The sequence below is a fragment of the Pseudofrankia asymbiotica genome, from assembly GCF_001983105.1.
GTDB classification, from domain to species: Bacteria; Actinomycetota; Actinomycetes; order Frankiales; family Frankiaceae; genus Pseudofrankia; species Pseudofrankia asymbiotica.
The window spans coordinates 38,181-65,070 of the sequence record NZ_MOMC01000058.1; the positions used below are offsets into that span (position 1 = coordinate 38,181).

A 26,890-nucleotide genomic window follows, 5' to 3' on the forward strand; every position below is an offset into this window, starting at 1 on the left:
GCCCCGTCGCCGGGCGTTCGCTGGGCCGTCGGCGTCCGGTCCGGTCGGCGGACTAGCCTGATGTGCATGATCCTCGGTGAGGTGGACGGGGCCGCGGCGGTACTGGAGCGGTGCTGGCGCGACGGCTACTGCGTGCCGAACCCGGACGTCTATCCGCATCTGTGGCTGTGGGACTCGTGCTTTCACTCGATCTCGTGGGCGGCGCTCGGCGACCCGCGCGCGGCGATCGAGCTCGCGTCCTGCCTTGACGCGCAGCTGCCCAGTGGCTTTGTCCCGCACATGCGCTACGCGGCGCCGTCGGAGGGCTCCGGCCCGCTGACCGACCGCTCCTCCTTCACCCAGCCACCGATCTACGCCCATGCCGCCCGGGTCCTGACCGAGCGCGGACTGTCGCCCGTGCCCGGCACGCTGGAGCGGATCGAGCGCGCGCTGGACTACCTGTGGAACCACCGGATGACGGCGGACGGCCTGCTGTTCATCGTCCACCCCTGGGAGTCCGGGTCGGACGACTCGCCGCGGTTCGACGACTGGATCGGCCGGTCCGCCTGGTCGCGCCTGGCATTCACGATCTTCGACCATCAGCTGGTGGAGGCCACGAAGTTCGACGAGGAGGGCGCGGCCGTGTGGTCGCGGGAGTTCGTCGTCGCCCCGGCCGCGATCAACGCGTTCGCCGCGCACGCCGCCCGCGAGCTCGCCACGCTCACCGGCAGCCAGGAGTGGCACCGCCGCGCCGACGAGCTGGCGGCCGCCATCGACGGCCTGCTGTGGGACGGCGAGCAGCGCCACTGGGTGGACCAGCCGATCGTCGGCGGTGGCCCCAGCGCCGCCCTGCCGACGCTCGACGGCCTCATCCCCGCCCTCGTCACGCCCGACCCGGAGCGGGCCCGGCTGGCGCTCGCCCAGGCGGAGGACGCCGCCGGCTACGGGGCCCCGTTCGGCCTGCGGTTCGTGCCTGCCGGCCACCCCCGCTACCAGCCCGAACAGTACTGGCGCGGCCCGGCCTGGCCGCAGCTGAACTACATGCTCTACCAGGCCGCCCTTCGCTGGGAGGCGACGACGCTCGCCGACACGATCGCCGACGCCAGCCGCCGCGCCGCACTCGTCTCCGGATTCGCCGAGTACTGGAACCCGGAGACGGGCGCGGGCCTCGGCGCGATCCCGCAGGGCTGGGCCGCCCTCGCCGCCGCCTACCCCGCCGTCCCCGCCCAGCCGGAACCGCCGGCCGCCGACTGACCTGGTCCCAGCGCCAGGCGGTGATGATCCTTACCGGCGCCCGGCGTGCCCGACGCCCGGGCGCTGGCGGTCGGGCCCGGCCGCGCGGGTGCGGGTGATGGGTGCCGGGCCGAGGGTGGGCACCAGGCCGGGCGCGGGCGCGGGACGGCTGGCGGGCGCGGGACGGGGCGCGGGCGCGGACCGGGGCGCGGGCTGCGGGTTGAACAGGTAGCGCTGGACGATTGTCGCGACGTCCCACAGGTACGGGTTGGCGAACATCGTGATGTGGTCGCCGGGGATGACGGCGGTGGTCAGGTCCGCGACGCCCGTGTTCTCCCAGCCGAGGCAGGGCGACGTGGACAGGCGCAGCTGGGACGGCTGGCCCCACGGGTTCGCCGGGTTGGCCGGGCGGATGAGGACCACGGGCAGGTCGGACGGCGGCGGGCTGTAGGCCGCGTAGGCACGCACGGCGGCCGCGTAGGTGTCGACGGCGTCGAGCAGGTGGTCCTCGTAGTCGTCGGGATCGGTGGCGCCGAGCGCGCGGGCGATCGCGGCGCCCTGCGTGCTGAGAGGCACCCCGTGGTCGACGCCGCAGCGGCAGGCGCCCTGCCAGACACAGGCCAGGTGGCGCATCCGGGCGAGCTCGCGGACCGCCAGCTTGGGGTTGTCGGCCGGTGGGGCCTGCCCGGGCAGCGGCAGCGCGGCGTCGAACAGGAACACCCGGGCCACCGGCTGGCCGAGGCCGCGCAGCAGCCGGCCCAGCTCGTAGGCGACGACCCCGCCGAACCCGTACCCGCCCAGCTGGTAGGGGCCGCCTCCGGGCTGGTCGAGCAGCACCGAGGGCAGCAGGTGCACCGCCATCGCGCGGACGTCGGCGAGCGGTGTGCGGGCGCCGTCGCGGCCCGGCAGGTCGAGCCCCCGGCAGACGGTGCTGACGCTGAGCGCGCCGGCGAGCGGGAGACCGGGGTGCGGTGGGCCTTCCAGGCCGCCGACGAGGAACAGCGGCGGCGGGCGGCGGCTCCTCGTCGCCGCGCCGGCGGGCGCACGCCGGGGGGCGGGCCGGGGCGCGGGGCGGGTGGCCACGGGCATGTCGGTGGGCTTCAATCCGGGCCTGCCCAGGTGACGGTGACACGGCCGGCGGCGACGCGGCCGGCGCTCACGGCGGACAGGACGGCGAACGTGGCCGCCGGTGACGTCGCCGAGGCGACCCGTGGCCTTGCATGCCAGGCGGCCGGGGCCGGGGCCGGGCGGTGGCCTGGCGACATCGGTGACGGCGAGGCCGGCGACGGCGGGATCGGCGACCGGGGGCGGGGCGCGGGCAGGTAGGGCGAGCGCACCGCGGTGGACAGGCCCATCCGGCCGACGAGCAGCGTGACCTGGTTCCCGGCGGCGCGTACGGCGGCGCGCCACTCGACCGGGATCGTGTGGCTGAGCCGCTCGATCCCCTGCCGCCCGTCGGCGCGCGGATGGACCAGGTCGAGGAGGGCCGGGCCGATCCTGACCGTCCAGCCGGCCACGAACGGCGGGTCGGCCCGCAGCGACGCGTGCAGCGCGAGCCCGGTGGCGAGGGCGTGCGACACCGCCGGGTCGATGAGCTCCCCGGGCCGCAACCTGCCAGGGTCGCCGGGGGCGCGCGGGTCGGTCGTCATCAGGTCGTCATCGTCATCCACGGCGAGCAGCGGCTGCGGCCGGCAGCCGGTCAGCGCCGCCGTGCCGATGCCCAGCAGGTCCGCGTAGACGATGCTCGACCCGCTGGCGGCGAGCTCCGCGTCCGCGAGCGCCGCCGGCGCGACGGTGACCGCGGACGGGGCGCACTCGGCGTGGACGAGCTGGACGCGCCGCACGAGGCGGTGCGGGTAGCGGCGCAGCACCAGCGACGTCGCCTCGCCCGTCGCGAGGTCGCCCTCGCCCTCGCAGACCGAGCACCGGTAGGTACTGGGGTGCGGCCCGTGGCGCAGCGCCGCGAGCAGGTCGGCCGGCAGGAGGGCGGCGACCGTGGGGTCGACGCGCAGGTCACGCACACTCGTCACCGGCGCGACGCCCGTCCACCAGCGTGCCGGTGGCGGGGCTCCTCGCACCGTCGCCAGCGGTGTGCGGCTTGGTGAGACCGCCGACGCGGCGGCCTTCGACGGAGCCGGCCGCCGAGCGTGGCTCGGTGACAGCGGCCGCGCCGCGTGCGCCCGCGGGAACCCTCGCCACGCGACGGCCGTCCCCGCGGCGGCCGGCGGCGGCCGGCTCGGCGACGGCCGGGGCGCGCTGGCCGAGGGGCCGGGCGGCGACGCGGTGGTCGTCTCCCCGCGCGAGCACGGCGGGCGGCTCGGCGGGCACTCCTGACGAGGAGGGTCCGGACGCGGAGGGTCCGGACGCGGAGGGCATCGGCGCCGCGGGCACTGGCGCGGAGGGGACGGGTGTCGGCGGGACGGCGGCGCTGGGCACGGGGATGGCGGGGGCGGGGACCGAGGCGCCGGGACCGGGGGCGTCGTCGTCGGTGGCGGGAAACGCGGTGAGGGTGTCCGGGATGGAATGGCGCAGGTCGGACAGCTCCGGGTACGGGATGCCGTCGGCGGCCTCGCGGCCGGCGAGCAGGAGGGCGTGGGCGGCGGTCACCCATTCGGTGGTGTCATCGGAGCCGGCCGCCTGGCAGACGATCGCCCAGGTGTCGAGCACCTTGGCGAGCGCGCCCGCGACGTAGGCCGGCATCCGCACGACGACGGCGGGCAGCGCGTCGCCGCCCGGCTCGTCGGCGGCGATCAGCCGGGCTCGGTCGACGTCCACCTCCATCTCGATGACGGACAGCAGCAGTGGTAGCGCGGGGTACTCGGGCATCACCGGCGGTGCCACCGGCATCGGCCGCGTCGGAGGCTTCATCGTTACTCGCCCTCCCTAGAGGGTTAGGGCCGACCGGTACGCGACGATGGCGAAGTCTCGCGTGCCCGAAAGCCCGTTCCTGGTGTCACGTTCTCTGCGGGGTTGGCTGGGACCGGGCGGCGCGGGCCTCTTCGGCGAGGGTCGCTTCCAGGGCGTGGCGGACGAGGGCGATGAGTGCCGCCCGGGTGGACGGCTGGTGGCGGGCGTCGCACATGACCACCGGGTGCTCGATGTCGAGCGCCTTGCGCACGTCGGTGACCGGGTGGACGAGCGCGCCGTCGAACTGGTTGACGGCGACGACGAACGGCAGCTTGCGGTCCTCGAAGAAGTCGATCGCGGCGAAACAGTCGGGCAGGCGGCGGGTGTCGGCGAGCACGACCGCGCCGACCGCGCCGACCGTCAGCTCGTCCCACATGAACCAGAAGCGGTCCTGGCCGGGCGTGCCGAACAGGTAGAGGACGACGTCCTGCTCGGGCAGCGTGATCCGGCCGAAGTCCATCGCGACGGTCGTGGTGGTCTTCCCCGCGATCCTGCTGGTGTCGTCGACGCCGACGCTCGCCGCGGTCATGTGCGCCTCGGTCGTCAACGGCGGGATCTCGCTGACGGAGCCGACGAACGTTGTCTTGCCGACCCCGAAACCACCGGCGATGATGATCTTCAAGGGGGTGGTGGTGACATCCGGGTCGGCGTCCCCGCCGGCCGGGCCGTTCGGGAGGCCACCCTGGCGGGTCGGGCCATTCGGGGGGCCACCCTGGCGGGTCGGGCCGCTAGAGCCGCTGAAGGCCATCGAGCACCTTTCGGAGCAGTTCGGAATCGGGCCGCCAGTCGGGGCGCTCGGGCCGATGCACGACGACGAGACCGTCGCGGGCCATGTCGGCGACCAGCACCTGAGTCACACCCAGCGGCAGGTCAAGGCGCGCCGAGATCTCCGCGACGGACTGGAGCTGGCGGCAGAGGAAGGCGATCTCACGCTGCTCGGGGGGCATGCCGGCAGGTGGGCGCCGTGCGAGGGCCACCCCGTGCGAGGTGGTTGCGACCAACGCGACCAGTTCCAACGCGCTGTGAGGCCGGGTACGCCCGCCCGTGACGGCGTAAGGGCGGACGACCGGTCCGGCTGCCTCGTCGGGCAGCTCCTCGTCGTCCCGAGGCAAGGTGCACCCCCCTCCGTCAGACCTGGACGCGCATCGGCGGGGTCAGGACCTGGCCGGCGCGCGTCACGAGTCGGGCCATCTCGAAGGCGATCATTCCCGGATCGGCGGCGGCCGAGGCGGCGACCGCCAGGCAGGACCCCTCGCCGATCGCGGCGACGAACAGATAGCCGTCGTCCATTTCGACAATGGTCTGGCGAACGTCCCCGCCGCTCATGTACCGGGACGCGCCGAGCGCGAGGGAGCGGAATCCGGAGGCGACGGCCGCGATGTGGTCGCCGCCCTCCCGGGAAAGGCCGGAGGAACGGGCCAGCTGTAGACCGTCAGAGGACAGCGCCACCGCCCACTGGACGTCGGAGATACGCCTTTCCAGATCATTCAGCAGGAATCCGAGATTACCGGTGGGAGGCATCGCCCATCCTTTCGTCGTCACCGGGAAGGCCTTGGCGGAAGCCGGCCCGGAAAGAGGTGACCAGGTTGCGAGCCTTCTCGGGATCCGGCCCGGCGCCCTTGGCCGCCGGCGTCGCCGCGGCGGCCACGCGCCGGCCGCCGCGCAGCTCGGCGGAAAGATGCTCGCCGCGGCGGCGGTGCGGCAGGTGGCCGAGCGGCGGCTCGACCAGGCCCGCCGCGCCAGCCAGGGTGGTCGCCCCCGTCAGAGCCGATGACCCCCCAGGGCCGGACGTGCCCCCCGGGGCCGTCGGAACCTGCGGGCGCGGCGCGAACGGCGCGGCCGGCCTCTGCGCGGCCGGCCTCGGAGAAGAAGCAGGCCTTGGCGCCGCCGGCCGCGCTCCGGCCGGTCCCGCCTCCGCGGCCGGGCTCTTCGGTCCCGCCGGCCCGGCGGGCGCCGCGGGTCCCGTCGCCGTCGGTCCCGCCAGGGTCAGCGGTCCCGTCGGTGCGGGTGGTCCGGCTGGCGCCCCTGGTCCCGTTGGCGCGGCTGGCCCGGTGGGACCGGCCGGTGGGCGCTGGGTGGGTCCGGACGGGGAGCCGACCGTGATCGGCGGGAGCTCCAGGGTGTTGCCCCAGTCGGCCCGGACGGCGTCGAACAGCGTCGGGCCCGTCGCGCCGGCGGCCGCGGGAGCCACCTCCTCGGAACCCGCCTCGTCCGAGCCCGGCCGGCCAGCGCCGTTCGCGCCGTCCGCGCCGGCGCCGTTCTGGCCGTCCGAGGTGGATTCCACCCCGGGGCGCCGCGGCAGGGGTCGGAAGAAGCTCTCGCGCACGGTGAGGACCTGCGACGGGTCGGCGTCGTAGTCGACGTCGAGACCGTCGAGGTACGCCCCGTCGTCCGCCAGGCTGTCCTCGCCCGCCCCGTTCCCGGTGGCGGCGTGACCGCCGTTGCCCACCGCGAACGGGTTGTCGTAGCCCACGCCGACCGCGTCGAGGCGCTCCAGGGCGCTGATCCGGTCGAGCGCGGCGCGCAGCGGGTCGTCGACCACCGGCGGCACGGCGGCGCTGTCGTCGACGAGCACCTCCGAGGGCAGCAGCACGACCGCCGTGACACCGCCGTAGGCGCTGCGGGTCAGCTGCACCTCGATCCCGTGCCGAGCCGCCAGGTTCGCGACGACCCACAGGCCGAGCTTGTCGCCCTGCTGCTCCGGGTTGAACGGCGGCGGGTCGGCCAGGCGGGCGTTCAGCTCGGTCATCGTCTCGTTGACGATCCCGATGCCGCGGTCGGAGATCTCGACCGCGACGCCGGTGCCGACCGGGCTGCCGGACACCGTGACCATGGTGTTCTCCGGCGACATCTGGGTGGCGTTCTCCACCAGCTCGGCGAGCAGGTGGATGACGTCGCCGACGACCGGGCCGACGATCCGGATGTCGATGGCGGAGCTCACCTCGACCCGGGTGTAGGCCTCCACCTCGGCGACGGCGGCGCGCATCGCGTCGACCAGCTTCACCGGCGAGCGGAACACCCGGCTCGGCCGGCCGCCCGACAGGGCGATCTGGCCCTCGACCTCGCGGCGCATGCGGGTCGCGAGGTGGTCAAGCCTGAACAGCCGGTCGAGCATGTCCGGGTCCTGCTGGTCGCGCTCCAGGTCGGTGATCAGCTTCAGCTGGCGGTGGATCAGCGTCTGGCTGCGCCGCGCCAGGTTGCGCATCGACGCGGACAGCGAGTGCTGCGCCGCGACCTCCGTCGCCGACTGGACGGCCGCCGCGTAGACCTCGCGCAGCGAGCGGGCGACGTCCCCGATCTCGTCGGCGGGCCCGCGAGCCATGTTGTCCGCCCCGATGTCGGCGTCGACGGGACGGCGGTCGCGGATCGCGGCCGTCACCGCAGGCAGCCGCTGCTCGGCCATGTCAAGCGCGTCCTCGCGCAGGGCCCGCAGCTGCCGGGCGAGCCGACGCGCGATCACGACCGAGACGGCCACCGTCAGCACCATCACGATGCCGGCGAGCAGACCGGCGAGCCACGCCCGGGTCCTGGCCGACGAGGCGAGCGTGCTGCTGCGGTTGGCGAGGTCCAGGGTGATCTGTGCCTCGACGTTGCGCAGCTGCTCGATCTTCGCGTTGGCGGCGGCCAGCCAGTCGACGCCGGTGACGTCGAAGGTCCCGTTGGTCTGCGCGGCGCGCAGCGCTCGGTCCTGCAGCGAGGTCACCGGGCCGAGCGTCGGGCCGACGGCCTGGTCGTAGAGCTGACGCTGGCCCTGGTCGGCGTAGACGTCGAACTGGCTGACCCAGGCCGATTCCGCGCCGCTCGCGGCACGGATGAGGCCGAAGTTGTCGGGGTCGAGGCGGCGCAGGATCAGCAGGATGCTGACGTAGCCGCGCTGCTGGGCGGACTGCTCGGCGACGTTGCTGATCGCCGTCAGGGCGGCGACCGTGCGGACCACCTCGGGGTCCGTCGTGCCGACGCCGGCCTGGGCCGGGGTGACGCCGAGCCAGGCGCGCACGATGCCGTTGAAGACGTCCGTGCCCGTGCCGGGCTTGAGCTCGTGCGCGTCGATCTGGCGGCGCAGACCGGGCAGCTTGTCGGTCTGGGTCTTGGCGGCGTCCACGGCGGCGACCAGGCGCGCGTCGTCCGGCAGTGAGTCGGCGACGGTCCTGACCTCGGTGTACGCCCGGTCCACCGGTGCGCGGGAGGCCGCGGTCTCCGCCGCCAGCGCCCGGTACCCCGAGCCGATGTACGACGACGACGCGTAGCGCTCCTGCGACAACGCCCGGACCAGCGCGTTCACCTTGATTGTGAGCTGGGCGGCGGCCTGGCTGCGGCTGGCCGCGTGCGCCGCGCCCGCCTGCCCGGTCACGAGCAGCGTGGCGAGCCCAGCGAGCGCCAGCAGCGGCACGACCAACGCGACCGCCAACCGGTACCGAACCGGCCAGTTCTCCATCTCGCTCCCATCGGCAGAAGCGCAACGACGACATTGGGGGCCCTGGGTCAGAGGGCGAGGAGCAGGTGCGGAACACGGAAGGCCGTGGGAACGGCCGCGGTACATGTGCGCCCGCCGCGGGTGTGGAGCAGATGCGCCACGGGGCCAAAACAAGAGGCGATGGAGTGATAGGAGTGGACTGGATAAGAAAAYGCGAAGGGGCAGGCGCGTTACGGACTTGAGAGCCAAGAGCCGCCGGGGCCGCGCCGGCACAGGAGGGGGGTGCACCGACGGCGCCGACAGGAACGGAGGGGGACGTGGCTGCGGCGAGGCGGCACCCCTTTCTCGTCATTGATTGCGGGTGCCGTCCCGAGCCCCGGCGGTGCAGCAGAAGCTAACCCGCCACGGACGGCGCGGATAGGTCACCGAACGGTCCTATGTGGGACACGCGTCCTATAGGGGTCAGACCGGCCGGTCCTATGTGGGACACGCGTCCTATTGGGGTCAAGCCGGCCGGTCCTATGTGGGACACGCGTCCTATAGGGGTCATAGAGCGGCCATGCGGATAGTCCGTGCTCATGGGGTGGTGTAGCGTCCCCCGCACACCCTTCGACCGGGCGTAGCGGCGCGGCTACGCCGATCGTCGACCGCCCAGCCGGTCCACCCGTCCACCCGTCCCCACGCCCAACGGACCTCCGATGGGCGTCCCGCTGGCGTCTTTACCGGCCGCTTACCTGCCGCCGCCGCCTGGAGACGGCTGGTGGGCGCCACCCTGACATCCAACGGACGTCCCAGCGCGTCCAACCAGCTGGCGATCGACGCCTGGCGGCTGTCGATCACCGGTCGCCCGTGGCCACGTCCCGATGGACGTCCCACGAGCGTCCGACACGTCCGACCGCACTTCCGACCACACGTCCAACCACGCCGCTCCCCTGGCCCGGAGCGCGGCGGCGCGGCGCGGGGCCACCCTCCTCCCCACGCCGCGCCGCCTACAGAGGGAGACGCCCGGTGCTGCTGGAGAAGCTGTTCGGCCTCGACGAGTTCGGCGTCGCCGTCTACCGCGCGGCCGCCGGACACCGGTACTCCGACATCGAGTCGCTGGCCGAATGGGTCGGCCGGCCGGTCAAGCAGGTCCAGGCAGAGGTGCACCGGCAGATGCAGCGCGGCCTGCTGCGCGTCGTCGGCGACACGTGGGAGGCGCAGGACCCGGCGCTGGTGCTCGAGGCGGAGCACGCGGCCGAACGCGTCGAGCTGGAGGCCAGTCGCTCGGTCATGGTCGAGCAGCGCGCGGCGCTGTACCGAAGCGGGCTGTTCGCGGACTACCTGGCCGRCCGGCGCCGCCCCGGCCCCCACGACCGGGTCGTCACGATCCTCGACCACCACCAGATCCTGCTGAAGATCGCCGAGCTGGTCGACAGCGCCGAGTCCCAGGTCCACTTCCTGCTCGGCGGGCCGAGCCCGGCGGGCCCGGGGCAGGTCCAGTACATCCAGGACCTGGTGTGGGGGATGGCGCGCGCCGTGGAGCGCGGGGTACGGGTCGCGTCCGTGTGGGCGCCCGAGTATGTCGCCGCGGCCCGCGCGGCCAGCGGTACGCGGCGGCTGCCGCCGCTGGGATGGGTCCGCCAGAGCTCGAACGTGCCGATGCGCGCCGTCGTGGCCGACGCCCGCGCGGCCATCCTCCCGGTCGACCCGGACAACCTCGACCGCGGGGCGCTCGTCATCGAGGCCCCCAGCCTGCTCGTCATCATGACCGACATGATCGAGCGCATCCATCGCGACGCGCAGCCGCTGGCGGCCCCCCCGCCCGCCGCCGATCCCGCCGTGCAGCGCCGCCAGAACGCGGTGCTCGCCCTGCTGGCGCAGGGCCATACCGACCACGTGATCGCCGCCGAGCTGGGCGTGACGATCCGCACCGTCCGCCGGGACGTCGCCGACCTCTACGAGGCTCACAGCGTCACCAGCCGCTTCGAGCTCGGCGCCGTCACCGCCAGCCTCGGCCTTCTTCCGCCGATCGAGGTCTGACCTCGTTCGGGGGCCTCGCTCCAGGCCGTCAGGAGAGGGCGGCGGGCGGGCCGGCGGGCGGCGGGCGGGTCGCGATCGCGGTGGCGTGGTGGCGGAAGCTGGCGAGTGCGCGGCGGACGGCGAGGCGTTCGGCGCGGTCGGGGCGTAGCAGCGCGATCAGGTACCGGCCGGTCTCGATGCCGGCGATCTCCCGGAGCGTGATCGCGCCTCCCGTCGGTGTGGTGAAGCGCGGCAGAATGGCGACCCGGTCGCCGCGGGCGACAAGCGCCTCGACCAGTCGGTTGTCGCGCAGTCGCTGGACGACGGACACGCTTCGCCCGGTCGCCTCCTCGACGGCCAGGCGGATGGTGTCGAACGGGTAGCCGACCGGGACGCCGTACCACTCGACCTCGACCAGGTCGTCGGCCGCCACCCGCTCCAGGCCAGCAAGCGGATGGCCAGCACGCATCGCGATGTCGAGCGGCTCACGGGCCAGCAGAACACCGACCAGGTCGTCGGCGCCCGGTGGCGGTCCCTTGCCGAGGCTGTGGCCGATGACGATGTCGTAGTCGGCCACCAGCGCCGCGTACTCGTGCTCGGCGAGGTCCACGTCGTCGCATTCCAGCCTGACCGCCGTCGCCTCGAGCTCGTCCAGCACCCCGGGGAGCAGCAGCGTCGCGGCGCTCGGAAGGGCCGCCACCCGAACGACGCCGGCGGGCTCGCCGCGGAACTCGTCGAACCGGGCCTGCACCTCGGCGAGCACCCGGGCGACGTCGCGGCCGGCGTCGGCCAGCAGGCGGCCCGCCTCGGTGAGCCGGATCCCCCGGCCGCGCGGCTCGACGAGCCGGGCGCCGAACTCGCGCTGAGCGGTGCGCAGCTGCTGGGAGACAGCGGACGGGGTGCGATGGGTGGCCGCGGCGACCGCGGTGACACTGCCGCGCGCGGCGAGCTCACGCAACAGGTCCAGGTGGCGGGTGTCCACGCCGCCAGGGTACCGATCCTGTAGGTGACCTACAGGAATTGACAGATAAGTTTCACTTGTCCTTACAGCTTGGCGTCCGCGACAGTCACGGCATGCCAGCTCGTCACCGTCTCCTCGCCGTGGTCGTCGCGGTGGCCTGGGGCCTGAACTTCCTCGCCATCGACGCCTCGCTCGAGCATTTCCCGCCGTTCCTGCTGGCCGCGGTGCGGTTCGCCATCATCGCGGTACCGACGCTGCTGCTGGTGCCCCGGCCGCGGGTGCCGGCGCGGTGGCTGTTCGGCTATGGGCTCGGCTTCGGGACGCTCCAATTCCTCTTCCTGTACTGGGCCATGCACGCGGGGATCCAGCCCGGAGTCGCCTCGCTGGTCCTGCAGTCGTCGGCGCCGTTCACGGTGCTGCTGGGCGCGGCGCTGTTCGGCGACACGGTCACACCGCGCCGGCTGGCGGGTCTCACGGTCGCGGTGCTGGGTCTCGCGGTTGTCGGCTGGGAGAGATCGCACACGGCGGCGATCGGGCCGTTCCTGCTGGTACTGGCCGGCGGCTTCGGCTGGGCGATCGGGAACATCTGCAACGCCCGGGCGCAGGCACCCAACCCGTTTCACCTGACCCTGTGGATGTCGGTGGTGCCGCCGGTCCCGATGCTCGCTCTGTCGCTGCTGGTCGAGGGCCCGCACCGGATCGGCGCGGCGTTCTCGACGACCGACCACCTGCTTGGCGCGCTCACCGGGCTCGCCTACACGGTGCTGATTGGCACCCTGCTCGGTTCAGGCATCTGGAGCTGGCTGATGGCCCGGCATGCCGCCGGGCTCGTCGCACCGTTCTCGATGCTCGTTCCCGTCATCGGCCTGTCCGCCTCAGCCGTCCTTCTCAACGAGCGCATCACCGCCCTGGAGATCGTCGGCGCCGTCCTGGTAGTGGGCGGCGTCCTCCACGGCTCGACGGCCCGGGCGCTCCCACTCCCGCTCCCCCGCCGTCACGGAAGCCGCGGCCCGATCGCCACGACTGGCCCGGCGACTCCGACTCGTCCGACCGCGGCCGCCGTCGCGGGCCAGCCGGAGCCGAACGGCTCCGCGACACCGGCGGGGCTGCCCGACCCACGGGACTGTGGGGCCACGGCCTCCACACCGCGCGCGACGGGCATTTCAGCCTTAACGGCCACACGCGGCCCCGCCGTCTAGGAGAATGGAATAACAACAAACGATCAATTTCATCGGGCGGTCGGGGGGACGCCGCGCCGGGGAGCTCACCGATGCATGACCTGTTCAATGACCCTGCCCGCCGTCTGCTCACCGTCGCTCAGGAGGAGGCCCTCGACCTCGGCCACGAACAGATCGGCACCGAACACCTGCTGCTCGCCCTGCTGAACCGGCGGACTGGCGCCGGATCCCAGGTGTTGGCGTCGCTCGGCGTCACCCTGGAACGCGCCCGCTCCGAGGTCGAGGCGATTGTGGGCCGCGGCCTGGCCAGACCGGTCACGATCCGCGGGAAGGCCCGGCGAGACCGCCGTCCGTCCTACACCCAGCGAGCGGAATGGATCCTGGAACGCGCCCGGCTCGAGGCGAGGACAGCCGACCACGCCTACGTCGGCCCGCAGCACATCCTGCTCAGCCTGCTGCGCGAGGATGGCGGCGAAGGCGCCAAGGTCCTCGACCGGCTGCGGCTCAATCGGGAGGAGGCGCGCCGGCGGACGCTGGTCGCGCTGGGTGTCCTGCCCTATCCGGGCCCTACCCTGCTCGACTCGGTGCCGGGTGACCTCGACGCCCAGATCGCGGCCCTGCGCGAGGCGAAGGACGAAGCTCTCGACAACCGCGACTTCGCCCGGGCGGTCGAGGTTCGCCAAAGCGAGCGAGCCCTGCTCGCGCAGCGCGCCCGCGCCACCGCCTGATCCGCGGCGACGTCCCGGCCCTCGGCGAGGGCCGGGACGGTCCGTCGCCGAAGACGGCGCAGCCGCGGATCAACCTCGCTCATGGTTTTGGTGTAGTTTGTGCCCAGTCGGCCCGGCACGCGCGGCTCCCCCCGTTCCGCGTATGCCGGGCCGACGTATGTCCGACGCCCCCTCGGCTACCGGCGCGCTGCCGGCCAGGCCCTGTCGCATCGACGACGGGGCGGATTCTCTCGCGTGGTGCCGGCCGGGTCGGTGTCAGCCCGCTGGCGAGATGCTCGGCTCTGCGCCGGGCGACCGTCCGGGAACAGCCGCGCGGTCATAGACGGTGAGCGCCTCGCGAACGGTGGACTCGACGTCCTCGGCCATCAGGAAACGGGATTCGACAAGACGCGCGGCGGCGGCACGAACCATCGACTCGTAGGCATCACGCGCCGGGAGCGCGGAGCCGGTGAGCAGCGGCAGCATGCTGCCGAGGAACTCGTACAGCGGGTTCGGCAGCCCGGCGACGGGACGACGAGGGTTCCAGCCTGTGTACGCCGCGACCGGGACCGCGACGACGGGCAGCGCGACGCCCGCGGTCTCGTTGCCATCAGCGTCGACCGCGGCGACCACAGCCGGTCTCGCCGCACCGAACACCGGCGGCCAGCGGCCGATGCCGCTTTCCGCGCCAGGGCCGAGATCCATGTCCCGGGTGACGTTCAGCGCGTCGAGATCCGGGAGCCACGGGCCGTCGGTGGCGGCCGGGTCAGCGACACCGGTGGCGATTGACCCGGCGGCGGACGCGGCGGTATCGACGACGGCCGTGTCGGCCGTGTCGGCCGTGTCGGCCGTGTCGGCCGTGTCGGCCGTGTCGGCCGTGTCGGCCGTGTCGGCGGTGGCAGTGGTGGCGGCCGTGTCGGCCGTGTCGGCCGTGTCGGCCGTGTCGGCCGTGTCAGTGGTGGCAGTGGTGGCAGTGGTGGCGGCGAACTGCTTCAGGACGGCGTCGCGCGTCGACGCCGTTCCGTCCTTCCAGCGGGGGACCTGGCTCGGCGGCGGGTCGACGCCCGCGCGCACCCATTCCACCAGCGCGATGAACAGGGCGCGCAGGATCGGGCCGACGTCATGCGTGTGCGTCGGGTTCGCCGCCGGCATGAATTTCTTGAGGGTTATAGCGCCGAAATGATCGGTGCCGCGCAGCAGGAACACCCGCGCGTCCGGGTCGTCAGGCAGGTCCTCGCCGGTCTCCGGATCGATGTGCGCCAGCGCGCCGTCGCCGCGCCAGTACTCCCAGGAGCTGTTGGTCAGGAACAGCTTCGGGACCGCGCCGGGGAGGTCCACGTCGTGGTCCGCTTTCTCGTGGTCCGCTGCCTCGCGGTCCGCTGCCCCGCCACTCGCCGCCCCGACGGTCGTCACCCCGCCGTCCGCCGCCGCCGCGCGGGCGGGGGCGAGGAGGCCGGCCGTGTCGTACGGGGGCAGGTTCGCGAAGCCGAGCGCATGGGTGAGCGACGGCTGGGCGTATCGGTGGTTGAACTCGCCGCGCCGGGCACCCGCGATATGGGCGAGAACGCCGTCGAAGACGACGGCGCCTGTCTCGTCGACGTTGCGGTTCTCGTACAGGAACTGCCGCAGGAACCGGCCCGACTGGGAGACGCCGAAGGCGAAGGCGTGCGCCAGGCCGCCGGTCCGGCGCAGCCATGAGGCCGCGTCCCGGACCGCGAGCAGCCCGGTTCCCACCACCGGACACAGCGACGTCCGGTAGGTCAGGGTGTACCAGTGGAAGGCACGGAACCCGCCGTCGAGAGCCACCGTCGTCGCGTCGACGAACCGCCACCGGTCGCGGGGAACCGGGCGGGGAGCCTCGTCGGGGGTCAGCCGCTCGGTGAGGAACGCGTCCGGATCGTCGACGCCGACGGTCGGGAAGTCGGTGAAGGCGAAGAACGGTGACGAGTCGGAAAGCGGATGGTCCGGCTGATCCGTGTCCGGGCGGAACTCGACCCGCAGCCAGCCCGGCCCGACGTCGACGGTCGGCGCGGTGAGACCAACGCTCGCCCCGCCGCGCGCCACGTCCCACTGCCAGCCGCACCAGGCGACCGTCCAGCCGCGGGCGAGCAGAAAGCCGTCGCCCGCGTCGAGGGTGTCCAGGTCGGCGAGCTGTATCGGCGCGCCAGCGGAGAACGGGACCCCGCCGAGCAGCCCCCGGTTCGGGACGACGAAGACCAGGTCACCGTTGCCGCCGGCGCGCGGGCGCAGCACCCGGAGGTCGGCCTCGAAACGCGCCAGTCCGTCCTCGCCGGCGGCGCGCTCGAGATCGACGATTCCCCGGTTGGCCGCGGCGGCCGGGTCGACGGTGAACTCGGCGACCGCGCGGACCGCCTCGTAGGCGCCGGCCGTCCCCCATTCTCGCCCGTCCGCGAACGCCGACACGCTCTCGCCTCGCAGGCCGACCAGTGCCATGCCCCGGATCGTCACACACCGGCGGACCCCGCCGCCACGCATCCGATGACGCCACGCCACGCGCCGCGCGACGCGAGAGCGGCTTCGGGCAGACGCCGATCCGACGGCACCGGCCGCCGCACGCCTGATCACCAGAACCGTGTCGGGATACGAACAGGCGGCGGCTCGAAGCTCGGACCCCGGAGTTCGGATCCCGGTACCGTCCCGGCGATCTTCCGAGGCGGGCGCGGGGCGAACGTCGCCGAGAACCGCGCTAGGCGCGCTTTCCGTTGACCGACGCCCGGGTCGCCGCCGCCGAGGGTGTGGCGGGCGTGGGGCCGCCGAGACCGGTGAGGCAGAAGGACCAGAGGTGTTCGGCGACGGTCGCGGTGGCCTCGCCCGGCGGGGCGAAGGCGTAGTGATGGTAGACGGTCATGACCAGCTTCGTGATGAGGGCGGCGTCCCGGTCCGGGTCGATCGGGCGCAGCAGGCCGGCCGCCTGGGCCTCGCGCAGCTCGCGGGCGATCAAATCGGTGATCGGCTGGATGGCGTGTGCCATGTCCTCCGGAAAACGCTGGTGCAGGCGCCAGTGCTGGGCGGTGATGAAACGCGGTCCGGTGCCGGTACGTCCGGCGCCATCCGCCGCGTCGGCCTCGCCACGTCCGCCGCCCCGCCCGGCACCGACGGTGGCGGCGACGACGGCGGCGCCGTCGGTCACGGCGGCGAGACCGCCGTCACCGGCCCCGGTGACGGTGACGGTGCCCGCGTCGTCGGCCTCGGTCAGGCCCGCGAGGATCTCGACGATGTAGAAGCGCAGCCGGGCCACCGGGTCGTCGAGGTGGCTCGCGGCGGCGGCATAGCGCTCCGCGTTCTCGGCGATCATGTCCTCGATGACGGCGACCAGCAGCTGGTCCTTGCCGGGAAAATGCCGATAGAACGTCTGCAGCGCGACGCCGGCCTCGCGGGCCAGTTCCTGGGTGGTGAACTGGTCGCCCTTCTCGTCGACCAGCCGCCGGGCCGCCTGGACGATCACTTTTGCCTGCTGGATCGTGCGCAGGCGGGAGCGGCGGACCGACGGCGATCGGTCAGCGGCGCGTTCTGCCCAGGACACAGGCTCGACGCTACCTTTCGGGGGCACGACCGCGGCCCGCGGTCCGGGCGGGTCGCCCGGACTGTGGCCGCGATTACCCGGATCAGCCGCCACGAGCGGCGACGAGGGCGCCGCGGTTGACCTTTGTCGCCTCGCTGCGGGGAATCGCCGCGACGAACTCGACGGTCTTGGGCGCCTTGTAGTGGGCGAGCCGGTTCTTGGCGTAGGCGATGACGTCATCCGCGGACGGAGGGTTCGCGGGGTCGGCCGGTTCGACGATGGCGTGCACCCGGCGGCCCCATTCGGGGTCGCGCAGGCCGACCACGACCACGTCGGCGATGGCGGGGTTGTCGATGAGCGCGGACTCGACCTCGGCCGGGAAGACGTTGGCCCCGCCGGTGACGATCAGGTCGACCCTGCGGTCGACGAGGTAGAGGAAGCCCTCCGCGTCCAGGTAGCCCATGTCGCCGGCGGTGTGGAAGCCGTCGTCGGTGCCGCGCAGGCGTGGCGCGTCGCCCAGGTACCGGTATCCGCCGTAGGACGGGGAGCGCAGGTAGATCTCGCCGATCTCGCCGAGTGGCGAATCGGCGCCGTCGGCGTCCAGGACGCGCAGCTCCGTGCCGCCGATGCCGCGGCCGACGCTGCCCTGGTGGGTGAGCCACTCGTCGCCACGGATCGCGGCGAGCCCAAGCCCCTCGGTCATGCCGTAGGCCATGACGATGCGTTCGGGACCGACGAGCCCGGCCCACCGGTGGACGAGCGACCGTGGCATGGGAGCGGCGCCCTGAATGAACCAGTCGATGCTCGACAGGTCACGGCCGTCGATGCCGGGAAGGTCGGCGATCCGCTGGAGCATTGTCGGGGTCGCGGTGAACGTGGTCACCCGGTGCCGCTCGATGACGTCGACGACCCGGGCCGCGTCGAACTTCTCCATCACCACCAGCCGGTCGCCCATCAGCAGGCTGAACAGCGTGGAGAAACCGTTCGTGTGGTACATCGGCGCGAGCACCAGAATCGTCTGCGGCTCGCGCACCGGGCGCCAGTTCTCGAGCAGCCTCCCGGCATAACGCGGGTCGTGGATGCCTCGCCGCTCCGAAAGGATGATCTTCGGAGTGCCGGTCGAGCCGCTGCTGCAGATGCCGTTGACGTGTGGAGAGACGACGTCGGRCAGGTCCGGGACCGGGAGCCGCTCGGTCTCGTCGATCCAGGACAGGTCGGACGGCCCCAGGTAGACCCGTGGGTCGATCACCTGACGCAGTCGCTCGAGCTCCCAGTCGGGCACGTCCCAGCGGACCGGCACCGGCACGGCGCCGAGCTTCCAGGTCGCGAGCACGGAGAGCACGAACTGCGGCGAGTTGCGTAGCCCGATCCCGAGCCGGTCGCCGGCTCGCAGGCCACGGTCCGCGAGGGCGGCGGCCAGCTGGCTGGCGCGCCGGTCGAGCATCGGCCAGGTGAATCCAGGCTCGGAGCCGTCCAGGCCGATGTGGCGGAACACCACGTCGGTCGGGTTTTCCTCGACGAGCTGCCGGATCCGGCGGGAGATGCTGACCTCGCCCTCGCCCTCGCCGGCCTCGGCTTTGCTGGCTTCGGTGTCCAAGGCGGCTTCCACGGCCCGTCCCTTCCACGTTCCATCCAAGGTTTCACGTTCGTAGCTGTCGTGCGGGGCTGCCCACAGCGGGCCAGGCTTTTCCGCGGAACGTGGCGGATTCGCCGGAACCTGGTGGGAGACCCCGCCGATCGGTATGCGCGGGCAGCGCGGCGCGCCCCCAGGGCCGGGACGATGCCCGGCCCTGGGTCGCGAACCGGTTTCAGCCGGTCGTGGAGGCGCCGACGACCTCGTAACTGCTCGGATTGCCCTTGGCGTCGAGGGTCGCGGCCAGCGTGCCGCGGGTGCACACCGCGCTCGACAGTTCGGTGGCCTTGCCGTCGCACTTGAACTTCAGGCCACCGGCACCGGGAAGCTCCGACTCCGGCATCGCCCTGATCGTGCTGATGACGCTGGCGGGCGTGATCTCACCACTGATCTTGGCGGTCGCGAGCTGGAAGCCGGCGAGCGCGCTGAACATGCTCATCCCGCCGATCTGGCTGGTGTCCACGCCCTTGGCGTATTCGTCGACCACGGCCTTGTAGAGCTGGGTGGACGGGTTGTCGGTCCCGATCGGCGCCGACGCCGTGATCTCTATGCCCTTGAGCAGGTCACCCGGCACCGCCTTGCGGGTCGCGTCGGTGATGCACTGGGCGATGCTGGTGATCTGGCCCTTGTACCCGACCGCGCGCAGGCCGTTGAAGGCGCTGATGCAGAACGAGTCGTTGCCGAGCACGAACACCATGCCGGGATCGCCCGAGACCACGGGTCCCAGCTGCGGCGTCATGTCGGCGGTGCCCAGCGCGATCCGGACGAGTGCGTGCTCGAGGCCCGCCGCCTTGTATTTGGCGGGCGCGACGTTCGTCTCCAGGCCAAGGGCGGCCGGAACGTCGATCACGATCGACGTCACCTTCTTGTAGCCCTTCTCCTTGGCCACCGTGATCGGCAGGCCGATGGGCCCGGCCGACGGGTCGGACAGGATGAAGGTCGAGGCCTTGTCGGCCARCACTTCCGTCTCGCTGGTGGCGTAGAGCATCACCGGGATGCCGGCGTCGTGCAACGGCTTCCAGGCGTCATGCATGACGGCGGACTCACCGAACACCGCGGCGACGACCCCAGCCTCGATCAGGCGGTTTCCACAGTCGGTCGCCTTGCCGGGATCACCCAGCGCGTCACACACGACCAGCTCGATCGGCCGGCCGCCGATGCCGGCCCGGTGCTCGTTGAGCCACTTCGCGGTGCCGTTCGCGACCGTGTCCTGGGCGGACATGTCCGAGGACGGGCCCTTGCCCTCGGTGACGATCCCGATCTTGACGGACGCGCCCTTCGCCGGCGCGGACGGGCCGAGCAGGGACGCCTCAGCGCTCGCCGAGGCGGAGGGGGTACCCCCGCCACTGCCACCGTCGTCGTCGCTGCCGCAGGCGGCGACGAGCCCGACGGTCGCGGCCAGCGCCAGGACCAGGCCCGATAAGCCGGCCGATCGGGATAACCCGGATAACCGGCCGGCTTGCCGTGTCCGTCGGCGGGTCGATCTGCCCAGCTGGGCCCTCACGTGTGCCACTTGCCCTCATCTCGTGGTCGAAGCCCGCCCAGCGGCGGCGTCGTGGGAATGACGAGTCGGGACGACGAGCAAGCGGCAGCCCCGCCAAGGGCACGCCGCGGCTGTCGGCCGAAGCAGTCGGCGGCGTGCCACGGGGTCGGGGACTCGCCGCAGGAAGCAGGAATATGAGCAGCCAAGCCGGCCGCCGAACGGGTCCTCGGCGCTGGCGCTAGCCGTCCGGTACCGGGAGTGCACGCATGCTCGCAACATTCAACGAGGACGTCAAGCTCTACCTAAATGTGGACTGAGGGCTTCTCGAAGACGAGAGTCTCGTTCTACAGTGCGAGAGGTCGTGACAGCTCAGCGGCGTGGCCGAGGGGCTCGGCACGACGCGAGGGGAGGTCCGTCGAGTGGACGACGCCGAGTTAGACCCATTAGACCCACAAGGCCCATCAGGCCCGCTAGACCCGTCAGACCTGGCAGACCTGGCAGACCTGGCTGAGGCTCCAGGCGCGTTGGATGGCGTCCGCGTCGTGGAGCTGGCGCAATGGGTGTTCGTTCCGGTCGCCGGCGCGCTGCTGGCCGACTGGGGCGCGGATGTCATCCGGATCGAGCGCCTCGAAGGCGACCCGTACCGGGGCCTGGCCACCCAGGGCATCGGAACCGACAGCGGCGGGGTCAACCTGTCCGTCGCCCTGGCCAACCGGGGCAAACGCTCGATCGCGCTCGACCTGCGCCGTGAGCAGGGACGAGCTCTGCTGGACGAGCTGCTCGCGACCGCGGACGTGTTCCTGACGAACTTCCGGCCGGGGGCGCTCTCCCGTCTCGGCCTGGACGCCGACACGCTGCGCCAGCGCTTCCCGCGGCTCGTCTACGCCCGCGGACACGGCTACGGGGCCCGCGGTCCGGATGCCGATCTGCCTGGCTACGACTCGTCGGCCTTCTTCGCGCGCGGCGGCATGGCCCATGTGCTGACCCCGCCCGAGCGGGACTACCCCATCAGCCAGCGCGGCGCGATGGGTGACCGCAACGGTGCGATGGCGCTGGCGTTCGGTGTGGCGGCGGCCCTGCTGCGCAGGGAGCGGACGGGCTCCGGCTCGGTCGTCGACGTCTCGCTGCTCGCGACGGCGATGTGGACGCTGTCGTCCGACGTGCTCTCGGCGCTGTCCGGCAGCGAGCCGCGGGCCATGCCCGGCCGCACCGGCGGCCCGAACCCGCTGGTCGGCACCTACCGGACGAAGGACGGACGCCACATCCAGCTGGTGTTCCTGGAGGCCGACCGCTACTGGGCGGACTTCTGCCAGCTGGTCGGACGCGCCGACCTGGCCGCCGACCCTCGGTTCGCGGACCTGCGGACGCGCGGCGCGAACCGGGACGCCTGCGTCGCCGCGCTGGACGCCGAGTTCGCCAGCCGCACCTTCGAGGAGTGGAAGGACCTGCTGTCCGGGATCAACGCGCCCTGGGCGCCGGTCCAGGCGGTGGAGGAGCTGCTCACCGATCCGCAGGTGCTGGCGAACGACTACCTGGGCGAGGTCCATGTCGAGGACGGGTCGACCTACCGGCTGCCGACCGTTCCGGTGCAGTTCGACGAGCGCCCGCCGCCGCTGCGGCGCGCCCCCGAGCATGGCGAGCACACCGAGGAGATCCTCCTGGAGCTCGGTCGTACCTGGGAGCAGATCGGCGAGCTGAACGAAGCGAAGGTCATACCGTGACCGCGCCGGCGCCCGCGACCACGCCGGCCACCACCTCCACGGCGCCGGCCGGGGCAGCCGCGGCGTCAGCCGCGGCTACGCCCACCCGTCGGCCGCTGCCGGTGCCGGACGAGCAGTCCGCGCCGTTCTGGGCCGCGGCCGCCCGCCACGAGCTGGTGATCGCTCGCTGCGCCCGCTGCGGCGCGTTCACCCACCCGCCCGACATCATCTGCCCGCACTGCGGCAGCACCGACCCGGGCTTCACCTTCCAGCCGGTCAGCGGCCACGGGACCGTCAGGTCGTGGACGGTGGTCCGCCAGTCGTTCCTCCCGGGCTTCGACGTGCCCTTCGTCCTCGTCGACGTCGAGCTCGCCGAGCAGTCCGAGCTGCGCCTGATCGGCCGTCTCCTGGACGGGCCCGACGCGCCGCTCCGCGTCGGCGCCCCGGTCACCGTCGCGTTCGAGGACGTGGCGCCAGAGGTCGCCGTTCCCGCCTTCGAGCTGGTGGGTGGGGCATGAGCGAGAACGACCAGGCGCCCGCGGGCCACGCACACGCGGGCCAGGCGCACGCTGACCGGGCGCGCACCCGTCAGCGGCACGGCGGCAGCGCCCATGGGGCGACCGGCGACCGGCAGCGGCACAGCTGGGCGCGAAGCGGCCAGCAACGACGCGGCCGGCCGAGCAACGAGGTGGCCATCGTCGGCTACGCCCACAGCCTGGTCCGCCGGCACGCGCCCGAACCGCTGGGTGTCCTCGCCGTCGACACGGCCCGCCGGGCGATCGCCGACGCGGGCCTTGAGGTCGCCGACGTCGACGGGTTCGTCAGCGCTTCCATGTTCCCGACGGCCGGCGCGCACGCGGTCGAGGACGGGACCAGCATCGTGTCGTCGCAGTGGATGGCCGCGCATCTCGGCGCGGACGCGCGCTACACCGCCGGCTTCGACGGTGTGGGTGCGCTGACCGGGTCGCTGGCGCTCGGGGTGAACGCGGTCGCGAGCGGCACCGCCGACTACGTGCTGCTGCACCGGGCCCTGCACAACCCGGTCGGCAGCTACCACGCCAACCCGATGACGGCGGCGGTCGGCTGGCAGCAGTGGACCGCTCCGCAGGGCTTCTTCGGCCCGTTGCAGATGATCGCCCTTCCCTACAACGAGTACCTGGCGCGCTACGGCGCGAGCCGGGAGGCGATGGCGGCGGTGCTGGTGGAGGCGCGCAAGAACGGCGCGCGCATCCCCTGGTCGTACTGGCACGGCAAGCCGCTGACCGCCGAGGAGTACCTGGCCGCGCAGACGCTGGTGGACCCGATCTGCCGGTACGACTGCGACATCCCGGTCGACGGCGTCGCCACGTTCGTCCTGACCTCGGCCGAGCGGGCCGCGGACCTGCCGAACAAGCCGGTCTACATCGCGGGCTACGCGTCCGGCCTGCCGCCGCGGCGCCGGCTCGCCCAGCACTGGCCGCTCGACGACATCATGGATGCCGGCTTCGGCCTGGTCAGCCGGCTCTGGGAGCGTTCCGGGGTCGGGCCGGCCGAGATCGACCTTCCGCAGGTGTACGACGGGTTCTCGCCGTTCGTGTACTTCTGGCTGGAGGTTCTCGGCCTCTGCCCGGTCGGCGAGGCGCACCGCTTCGTCCAGGCCGGTGGCATCGACGCCGACCGCCCGGACGGGCTGCCGGCGCTGTCCGGCGGCGGCGCGCTCGGGAACGGCCGCATGCACGGCGTCCCCCAGATGCTCGAGTGCTACCTGCAGCTTTCCGGCCGCGCGGGCGAGCGCCAGCGCGACAAGGCAACCATCGGCGTCGCCTGCCATTCGTCGCCGCACTACGGCGGTGCCGTCGTCTACAGCGCCGTCCCGTTCTGACCTGGTCCGATCCGGCCTGGCCCGATCCGGCCTGGCCCCGTTCTGACCCGCCCGCCCGCACGGCCCGCGCCGAGCACGCGGACCGCTCCGACAGCACAGCCCCGCTGCGACAGCGACGACGACAACGCGGCCCCGTTCCGAATCCCGCGCCAGGACCCGGCGCGCGCGGTCCGCGGGGGCGCGAGCCCAGCTACGCGAATCCAGTAATCCAGTAGGGAGGCCGGGGTGCCGGCAATTATCGAGGAACGGCGTTCGTACGTAGCCGGGCGATGGGTGGACGGCGATGGTTCGTTCGCCGTGGAGAACCCGGCCGACGAGTCGACGGTCGCCGAGATCGGCGTGACACCGCTCGCCGAGATCGAGCGGGCCATCACCGAGGCGCGGCGCAGCTTCGACGAGGGCGTCTGGGCCGACACGCCCGCGGCCGAACGCGCGAAGATCCTCTCGGCGTTCCTCGACCACATCGAGGCCTCGCACGACACGCTCGTCGCCACGATGATCGCCGAAGCCGGCCAGCCTGTCGCCTACGCGGAACGGGCACAGTTCACCTCCGGCCTGGCGCTCGGGCGCGCGACGATCAACCTCTACCAGTCGATGCGCCACGAGGAGACGAACCCCGTACCCATCGACGAGCTCGTCCTGGGCCGGGTCGCGCTCAGCGTGCGCCGCCACGAGCCGATCGGCGTCGTCGCCGCGATCACCCCCTACAACGGGGCGATCATCATGGCGTTCCAGAAGGTCATCCCGGCGCTGATGGCGGGCAACTCGGTGATCCTGCGGCCAAGCCCACTCACGCCGATCTCCTCGCTGGTGTTCGCCTCCGCCGCCGAGGCGGCCGGCCTCCCGCCCGGAGTCCTGTCCGTCGTCGTGGAGGAGGGCGCCGCCGGCGCCGAGCTGCTCACGACCCATCCGGCCGTCGACATGGTGTCGTTCACCGGTTCGACCGCCGTCGGAAAGCGGATCCTCGCCCAGGCGGCACCGACGGTGAAACGGGTCTCCCTCGAGCTCGGCGGCAAGTCGGCACAGATCTACCTGCCCGACGCCGTCGACCGCGTCGCGACCGGGGCGTTCATGGTGGTCGCGACCACCGCCGGCCAGGCCTGCGTCGCCGCCACCCGCATGCTCGTCCCTCAGGACAAGAAGGCGGAGGTCCTCGAGGCGGTCAGCCGCGCCTACGGATCGCTGAAGGTCGGCCCGCCGTCGGACCCGGCCGCGATGATGGGGCCGGTCATCAACGACGCCGCCCGGGCACGCTGCGAACGGTACGTGGCGCTGGCCGAGCAGCACGGCGGCAAGGTGACGACCGGCGGCGGCCGGCCCGCCGGGCTGGAACGCGGCTACTACTTCGAGCCCACCGTCCTGGACGTCCCCGACAACACCAACCCGGCGGCCCAGGAGGAGATCTTCGGCCCGGTGTTGTCGGTGATCGGCTACCGCGACCTCGACGACGCCGTGCGGATCGCGAACGACAGCGTCTACGGCCTGTCCGGCCAGGTCTACGGCAAGGACGTCGCCGCGGCCACCGCCGTCGCCCGCCGGCTGCGCACCGGCGCGGTCAACGTCAACACCGCCCTGTTCAGCGCCTACGCCCCCAGCGGCGGCTACAAGCAGAGCGGCCTCGACCGCGAGCGCGGCCCCGACGGCATCCGCGCCTTCCAGGAGGTCAAGCACATCGCCATCGGCGAGCTGCGCTAGCCCGCCAGACCCGCACACCCGCACGGCCGCACGGCCGCACGACCGCACGGCCCCGCCCGGGCTCTGGCCTGACGGGCCGCCCTGTGGCACCGCCACCGACCCCGGCCCAGACCTCGAACCCACGAGGAGGAGACATGACCTCAGGACTGAACCTCGACTGGTTGATCTCGGTCGACGACCACATCCTCGAGCCACCGCACGTGTGGATCGATCGCGTCCCGAGCAAGGACCGCGACCGCGCCCCGCACATGATCAACGAGAACGGCCTGGACTACTGGGTCTACGACGGCAAGAAGTACCCCAGCTCCGGGCTGTCGGCGGTCGCCGGCAAGTCCAAGGAGGAGTTCAGCCCCGAGCCGCTGCCCTACAGCGAGATGCGGCCCGGCTGCTACGACCCGACCGAGCGGGTCAAGGACATGGACCGCGCCGGCATCCTCGCCTCGCTGTGCTTCCCGACGATCACCCGGTTCTGCGGCCAGCTGTTCATGGAGGCCTCCGACCAGGAGTTCGGCCTCGTCTGCCTCAAGGCCTACAACGACTGGATGATCGACGAGTGGTGCGCCGCGGCGCCCGGCCGCTACATCCCGCTCGCGCTCATCCCGCTGTGGGACCCGAAGCTCGCCGTCGCGGAGCTGGAGCGCACCGCCGCGAAGGGCGCGACGACGTTCGCGTTCTCGGAGAACCCCGAGCCGCTCGGCCTGCCGACGATCCACGACCCGTCGGGCTACTGGGACCCGGTGATGGCCGCCGCGAACGAGCTGCACATGGTCGCCTCCATGCACGTCGGCTCCTCCTCCCAGGTCCCGAAGATCGCGAGCAACGCGCCGTTCCTCGCCAACCTCACCTGGGGCGCGATGCGCACCTCCGGCGCGATGCTGTCCTGGCTGTTCTCCGGCATGTTCCAGCGCTACCCGAACCTGAAGATCGCCCTGTCCGAGGGCGAGATCGGCTGGATGCCGTACTACCTCGAGCGGGCCGAGCAGGTCCTCGACAAGCAGCGCTACTGGGTCAAGCGCGGCGCGAAGTTCATGGACCACGGCGGCTCGGCCGGCGTCGACCTCGACACCCTCGACGTGCGCGCCACCTTCCGCGACCACATCTACGGCTGCTTCATCGAGGACCACCACGGCATCGCCAGCCTCGCCGAGATCGGTGAGGACAACATCATGTGCGAGACCGACTACCCCCATTCCGACTCCACCTGGCCCAACTGCATCCAGACGGTCAAGAACGTCATCGGCCACCTGCCCGAAGAGACCCAGTACAAGCTGCTGCGCGGCAACGCCGAGCGCCTGTACCGGTTCACCGCGGCCGAGCCGCCCGTCCTCGCCGGAGCCTGAGCCGATGACCGGGCCAGCCCCCGCCTCGGCCTCGGACTGGTCAGTCGCCGTCGACCGCGACCAGTGCATCGGCAGCGGGATCTGCGTCGTCTACGCCCCGGACTTCTTCACCCACGACGACGAGGCCAAGGCGACAGTGATCGGCGAGACGGGCGACGCGGACCTGTCCGCCGTCCGCACCGCGGTGGAAGCCTGCCCGACCGGCGCGCTGGCGCTGCTGGTCGCAGACACGAAAGCCGCCGACACGAATGCTGCTGACAGGAAAGAAGCGTGAC

The 26,890-nt window shown here is 72.8% G+C and carries 22 protein-coding genes; 10 read left to right on the forward strand and 12 right to left on the reverse strand.

Annotation, left to right across the window (positions count from 1 at the left end):
- Positions 1-60: 60 nt before the first annotated feature.
- A complete protein-coding gene (locus tag BL253_RS27385; RefSeq protein ID WP_241835201.1) occupies positions 61-1,233 on the forward strand; it encodes an MGH1-like glycoside hydrolase domain-containing protein in 1,173 nt (390 codons plus the stop codon).
- A 30-nt stretch (positions 1,234-1,263) separates the two neighbouring features.
- Here the strand turns inward: BL253_RS27385 and BL253_RS27390 are convergent, their stop codons facing one another.
- From BL253_RS27390 to BL253_RS27420, 7 genes are all read right to left on the reverse strand, one after another.
- The gene (locus BL253_RS27390; RefSeq protein ID WP_081438747.1) at positions 1,264-2,301 is read right to left on the reverse strand and encodes a thioesterase domain-containing protein; all 1,038 of its coding nucleotides are present in this window, start codon (positions 2,299-2,301) and stop codon (positions 1,264-1,266) included.
- An 11-nt stretch (positions 2,302-2,312) separates the two neighbouring features.
- A complete protein-coding gene (locus BL253_RS27395; RefSeq protein WP_076820188.1) occupies positions 2,313-3,242 on the reverse strand; it encodes a hypothetical protein in 930 nt (309 codons plus the stop codon).
- Positions 3,226-4,080 carry a hypothetical protein gene (locus BL253_RS42490; protein WP_158230428.1) on the reverse strand — a complete coding sequence of 285 codons (855 nt, stop codon included), beginning with the start codon at positions 4,078-4,080 and terminating at the stop codon, positions 3,226-3,228. The genes BL253_RS27395 and BL253_RS42490 overlap by 17 nt, the downstream gene beginning before the upstream one ends.
- A gap of 85 nt (positions 4,081-4,165) precedes the next feature.
- On the reverse strand, positions 4,166-4,867 hold the full coding sequence (locus BL253_RS27405) for a GTP-binding protein (protein ID WP_241835202.1): 702 nt from the start codon (positions 4,865-4,867) through the stop codon (positions 4,166-4,168).
- Positions 4,848-5,231, reverse strand: coding sequence for a DUF742 domain-containing protein (locus BL253_RS27410; protein WP_076820190.1), 384 nt, complete (start codon positions 5,229-5,231; stop codon positions 4,848-4,850). The genes BL253_RS27405 and BL253_RS27410 overlap by 20 nt, the downstream gene beginning before the upstream one ends.
- 16 nt (positions 5,232-5,247) lie before the next feature.
- Entirely contained in the window at positions 5,248-5,640 is a 393-nt protein-coding gene (locus tag BL253_RS27415) for a roadblock/LC7 domain-containing protein (RefSeq protein WP_007520785.1), read from the reverse strand.
- Positions 5,624-8,554: a sensor histidine kinase gene (locus BL253_RS27420; protein ID WP_076820191.1), complete on the reverse strand. Its 2,931-nt coding sequence runs from the start codon at positions 8,552-8,554 to the stop codon at positions 5,624-5,626. Before BL253_RS27420 ends, BL253_RS27415 begins: the two co-directional genes overlap by 17 nt.
- Positions 8,555-9,541: 987 nt before the next feature.
- Between BL253_RS27420 and BL253_RS27425 the strand changes: the two genes are divergently transcribed.
- Entirely contained in the window at positions 9,542-10,555 is a 1,014-nt protein-coding gene (locus BL253_RS27425; RefSeq protein WP_076820192.1) for a helix-turn-helix transcriptional regulator, read from the forward strand.
- Positions 10,556-10,583: 28 nt separating this feature from the next.
- On the opposite strand, the gene BL253_RS27430 is transcribed toward BL253_RS27425, so the two are convergent.
- A complete protein-coding gene (locus BL253_RS27430; protein ID WP_076820193.1) occupies positions 10,584-11,516 on the reverse strand; it encodes a LysR family transcriptional regulator in 933 nt (310 codons plus the stop codon).
- Positions 11,517-11,572: 56 nt separating this feature from the next.
- Between BL253_RS27430 and BL253_RS27435 the strand changes: the two genes are divergently transcribed.
- Both BL253_RS27435 and BL253_RS27440 read left to right on the forward strand, forming a co-directional pair.
- Positions 11,573-12,694, forward strand: coding sequence for an EamA family transporter (locus tag BL253_RS27435; RefSeq protein ID WP_241835203.1), 1,122 nt, complete (start codon positions 11,573-11,575; stop codon positions 12,692-12,694).
- 71 nt (positions 12,695-12,765) lie between these two features.
- The gene (locus BL253_RS27440; RefSeq protein WP_076820194.1) at positions 12,766-13,401 is read left to right on the forward strand and encodes a Clp protease N-terminal domain-containing protein; all 636 of its coding nucleotides are present in this window, start codon (positions 12,766-12,768) and stop codon (positions 13,399-13,401) included.
- Positions 13,402-13,656: 255 nt separating this feature from the next.
- Here BL253_RS27440 and BL253_RS27445 read toward each other — a convergent pair whose 3' ends face one another.
- From BL253_RS27445 to BL253_RS27460, 4 genes are all read right to left on the reverse strand, one after another.
- A complete protein-coding gene (locus BL253_RS27445; RefSeq protein WP_096336097.1) occupies positions 13,657-15,834 on the reverse strand; it encodes an alpha/beta hydrolase domain-containing protein in 2,178 nt (725 codons plus the stop codon).
- Between the two features lie 253 nt (positions 15,835-16,087).
- Entirely contained in the window at positions 16,088-16,924 is an 837-nt protein-coding gene (locus BL253_RS27450) for a TetR/AcrR family transcriptional regulator (RefSeq protein WP_241835204.1), read from the reverse strand.
- An 82-nt stretch (positions 16,925-17,006) separates the two neighbouring features.
- Positions 17,007-18,512, reverse strand: a complete 1,506-nt coding sequence (locus BL253_RS27455) for a class I adenylate-forming enzyme family protein (protein WP_076820196.1) — start codon at positions 18,510-18,512, stop codon at positions 17,007-17,009.
- 199 nt (positions 18,513-18,711) lie between these two features.
- On the reverse strand, positions 18,712-20,049 hold the full coding sequence (locus BL253_RS27460) for an ABC transporter substrate-binding protein (protein WP_076820197.1): 1,338 nt from the start codon (positions 20,047-20,049) through the stop codon (positions 18,712-18,714).
- A gap of 473 nt (positions 20,050-20,522) precedes the next feature.
- Between BL253_RS27460 and BL253_RS27465 the strand changes: the two genes are divergently transcribed.
- The 6 genes from BL253_RS27465 (at position 20,523) to BL253_RS27490 (ending at position 26,889) form a co-directional block, all read left to right on the forward strand.
- The gene (locus tag BL253_RS27465) at positions 20,523-21,740 is read left to right on the forward strand and encodes a CaiB/BaiF CoA transferase family protein (protein ID WP_096336098.1); all 1,218 of its coding nucleotides are present in this window, start codon (positions 20,523-20,525) and stop codon (positions 21,738-21,740) included.
- Positions 21,737-22,237, forward strand: coding sequence for a Zn-ribbon domain-containing OB-fold protein (locus BL253_RS27470; RefSeq protein WP_241835206.1), 501 nt, complete (start codon positions 21,737-21,739; stop codon positions 22,235-22,237). The genes BL253_RS27465 and BL253_RS27470 overlap by 4 nt, the downstream gene beginning before the upstream one ends.
- A complete protein-coding gene (locus tag BL253_RS27475) occupies positions 22,234-23,580 on the forward strand; it encodes a thiolase family protein (protein WP_241835207.1) in 1,347 nt (448 codons plus the stop codon). Before BL253_RS27470 ends, BL253_RS27475 begins: the two co-directional genes overlap by 4 nt.
- Positions 23,581-23,805: 225 nt before the next feature.
- A complete protein-coding gene (locus BL253_RS27480) occupies positions 23,806-25,275 on the forward strand; it encodes an aldehyde dehydrogenase family protein (RefSeq protein WP_076820198.1) in 1,470 nt (489 codons plus the stop codon).
- Positions 25,276-25,409: 134 nt separating this feature from the next.
- The gene (locus tag BL253_RS27485; RefSeq protein ID WP_076820199.1) at positions 25,410-26,615 is read left to right on the forward strand and encodes an amidohydrolase family protein; all 1,206 of its coding nucleotides are present in this window, start codon (positions 25,410-25,412) and stop codon (positions 26,613-26,615) included.
- A 4-nt stretch (positions 26,616-26,619) separates the two neighbouring features.
- Positions 26,620-26,889 (forward strand): ferredoxin, encoded by a 270-nt coding sequence (locus BL253_RS27490; protein WP_076820200.1) that lies wholly within the window; start codon positions 26,620-26,622, stop codon positions 26,887-26,889.
- Position 26,890: the final 1 nt, after the last annotated feature.

Coding starts and splice junctions, on each gene's coding strand:
- BL253_RS27405 (WP_241835202.1), bottom strand. CDS start 4,867: ATGGCCTTCAGCGGCTCTAGCGGCCCGACCCGCCAGGGTGGCCCCCCG.
- BL253_RS27440 (WP_076820194.1), top strand. CDS start 12,766: ATGCATGACCTGTTCAATGACCCTGCCCGCCGTCTGCTCACCGTCGCT.
- BL253_RS27420 (WP_076820191.1), bottom strand. CDS start 8,554: ATGGAGAACTGGCCGGTTCGGTACCGGTTGGCGGTCGCGTTGGTCGTG.
- BL253_RS27490 (WP_076820200.1), top strand. CDS start 26,620: ATGACCGGGCCAGCCCCCGCCTCGGCCTCGGACTGGTCAGTCGCCGTC.
- BL253_RS27385 (WP_241835201.1), top strand. CDS start 61: ATGTGCATGATCCTCGGTGAGGTGGACGGGGCCGCGGCGGTACTGGAG.
- BL253_RS27445 (WP_096336097.1), bottom strand. CDS start 15,834: ATGGCACTGGTCGGCCTGCGAGGCGAGAGCGTGTCGGCGTTCGCGGAC.
- BL253_RS27475 (WP_241835207.1), top strand. CDS start 22,234: ATGAGCGAGAACGACCAGGCGCCCGCGGGCCACGCACACGCGGGCCAG.
- BL253_RS27390 (WP_081438747.1), bottom strand. CDS start 2,301: ATGCCCGTGGCCACCCGCCCCGCGCCCCGGCCCGCCCCCCGGCGTGCG.
- BL253_RS42490 (WP_158230428.1), bottom strand. CDS start 4,080: ATGAAGCCTCCGACGCGGCCGATGCCGGTGGCACCGCCGGTGATGCCC.
- BL253_RS27415 (WP_007520785.1), bottom strand. CDS start 5,640: ATGCCTCCCACCGGTAATCTCGGATTCCTGCTGAATGATCTGGAAAGG.
- BL253_RS27485 (WP_076820199.1), top strand. CDS start 25,410: ATGACCTCAGGACTGAACCTCGACTGGTTGATCTCGGTCGACGACCAC.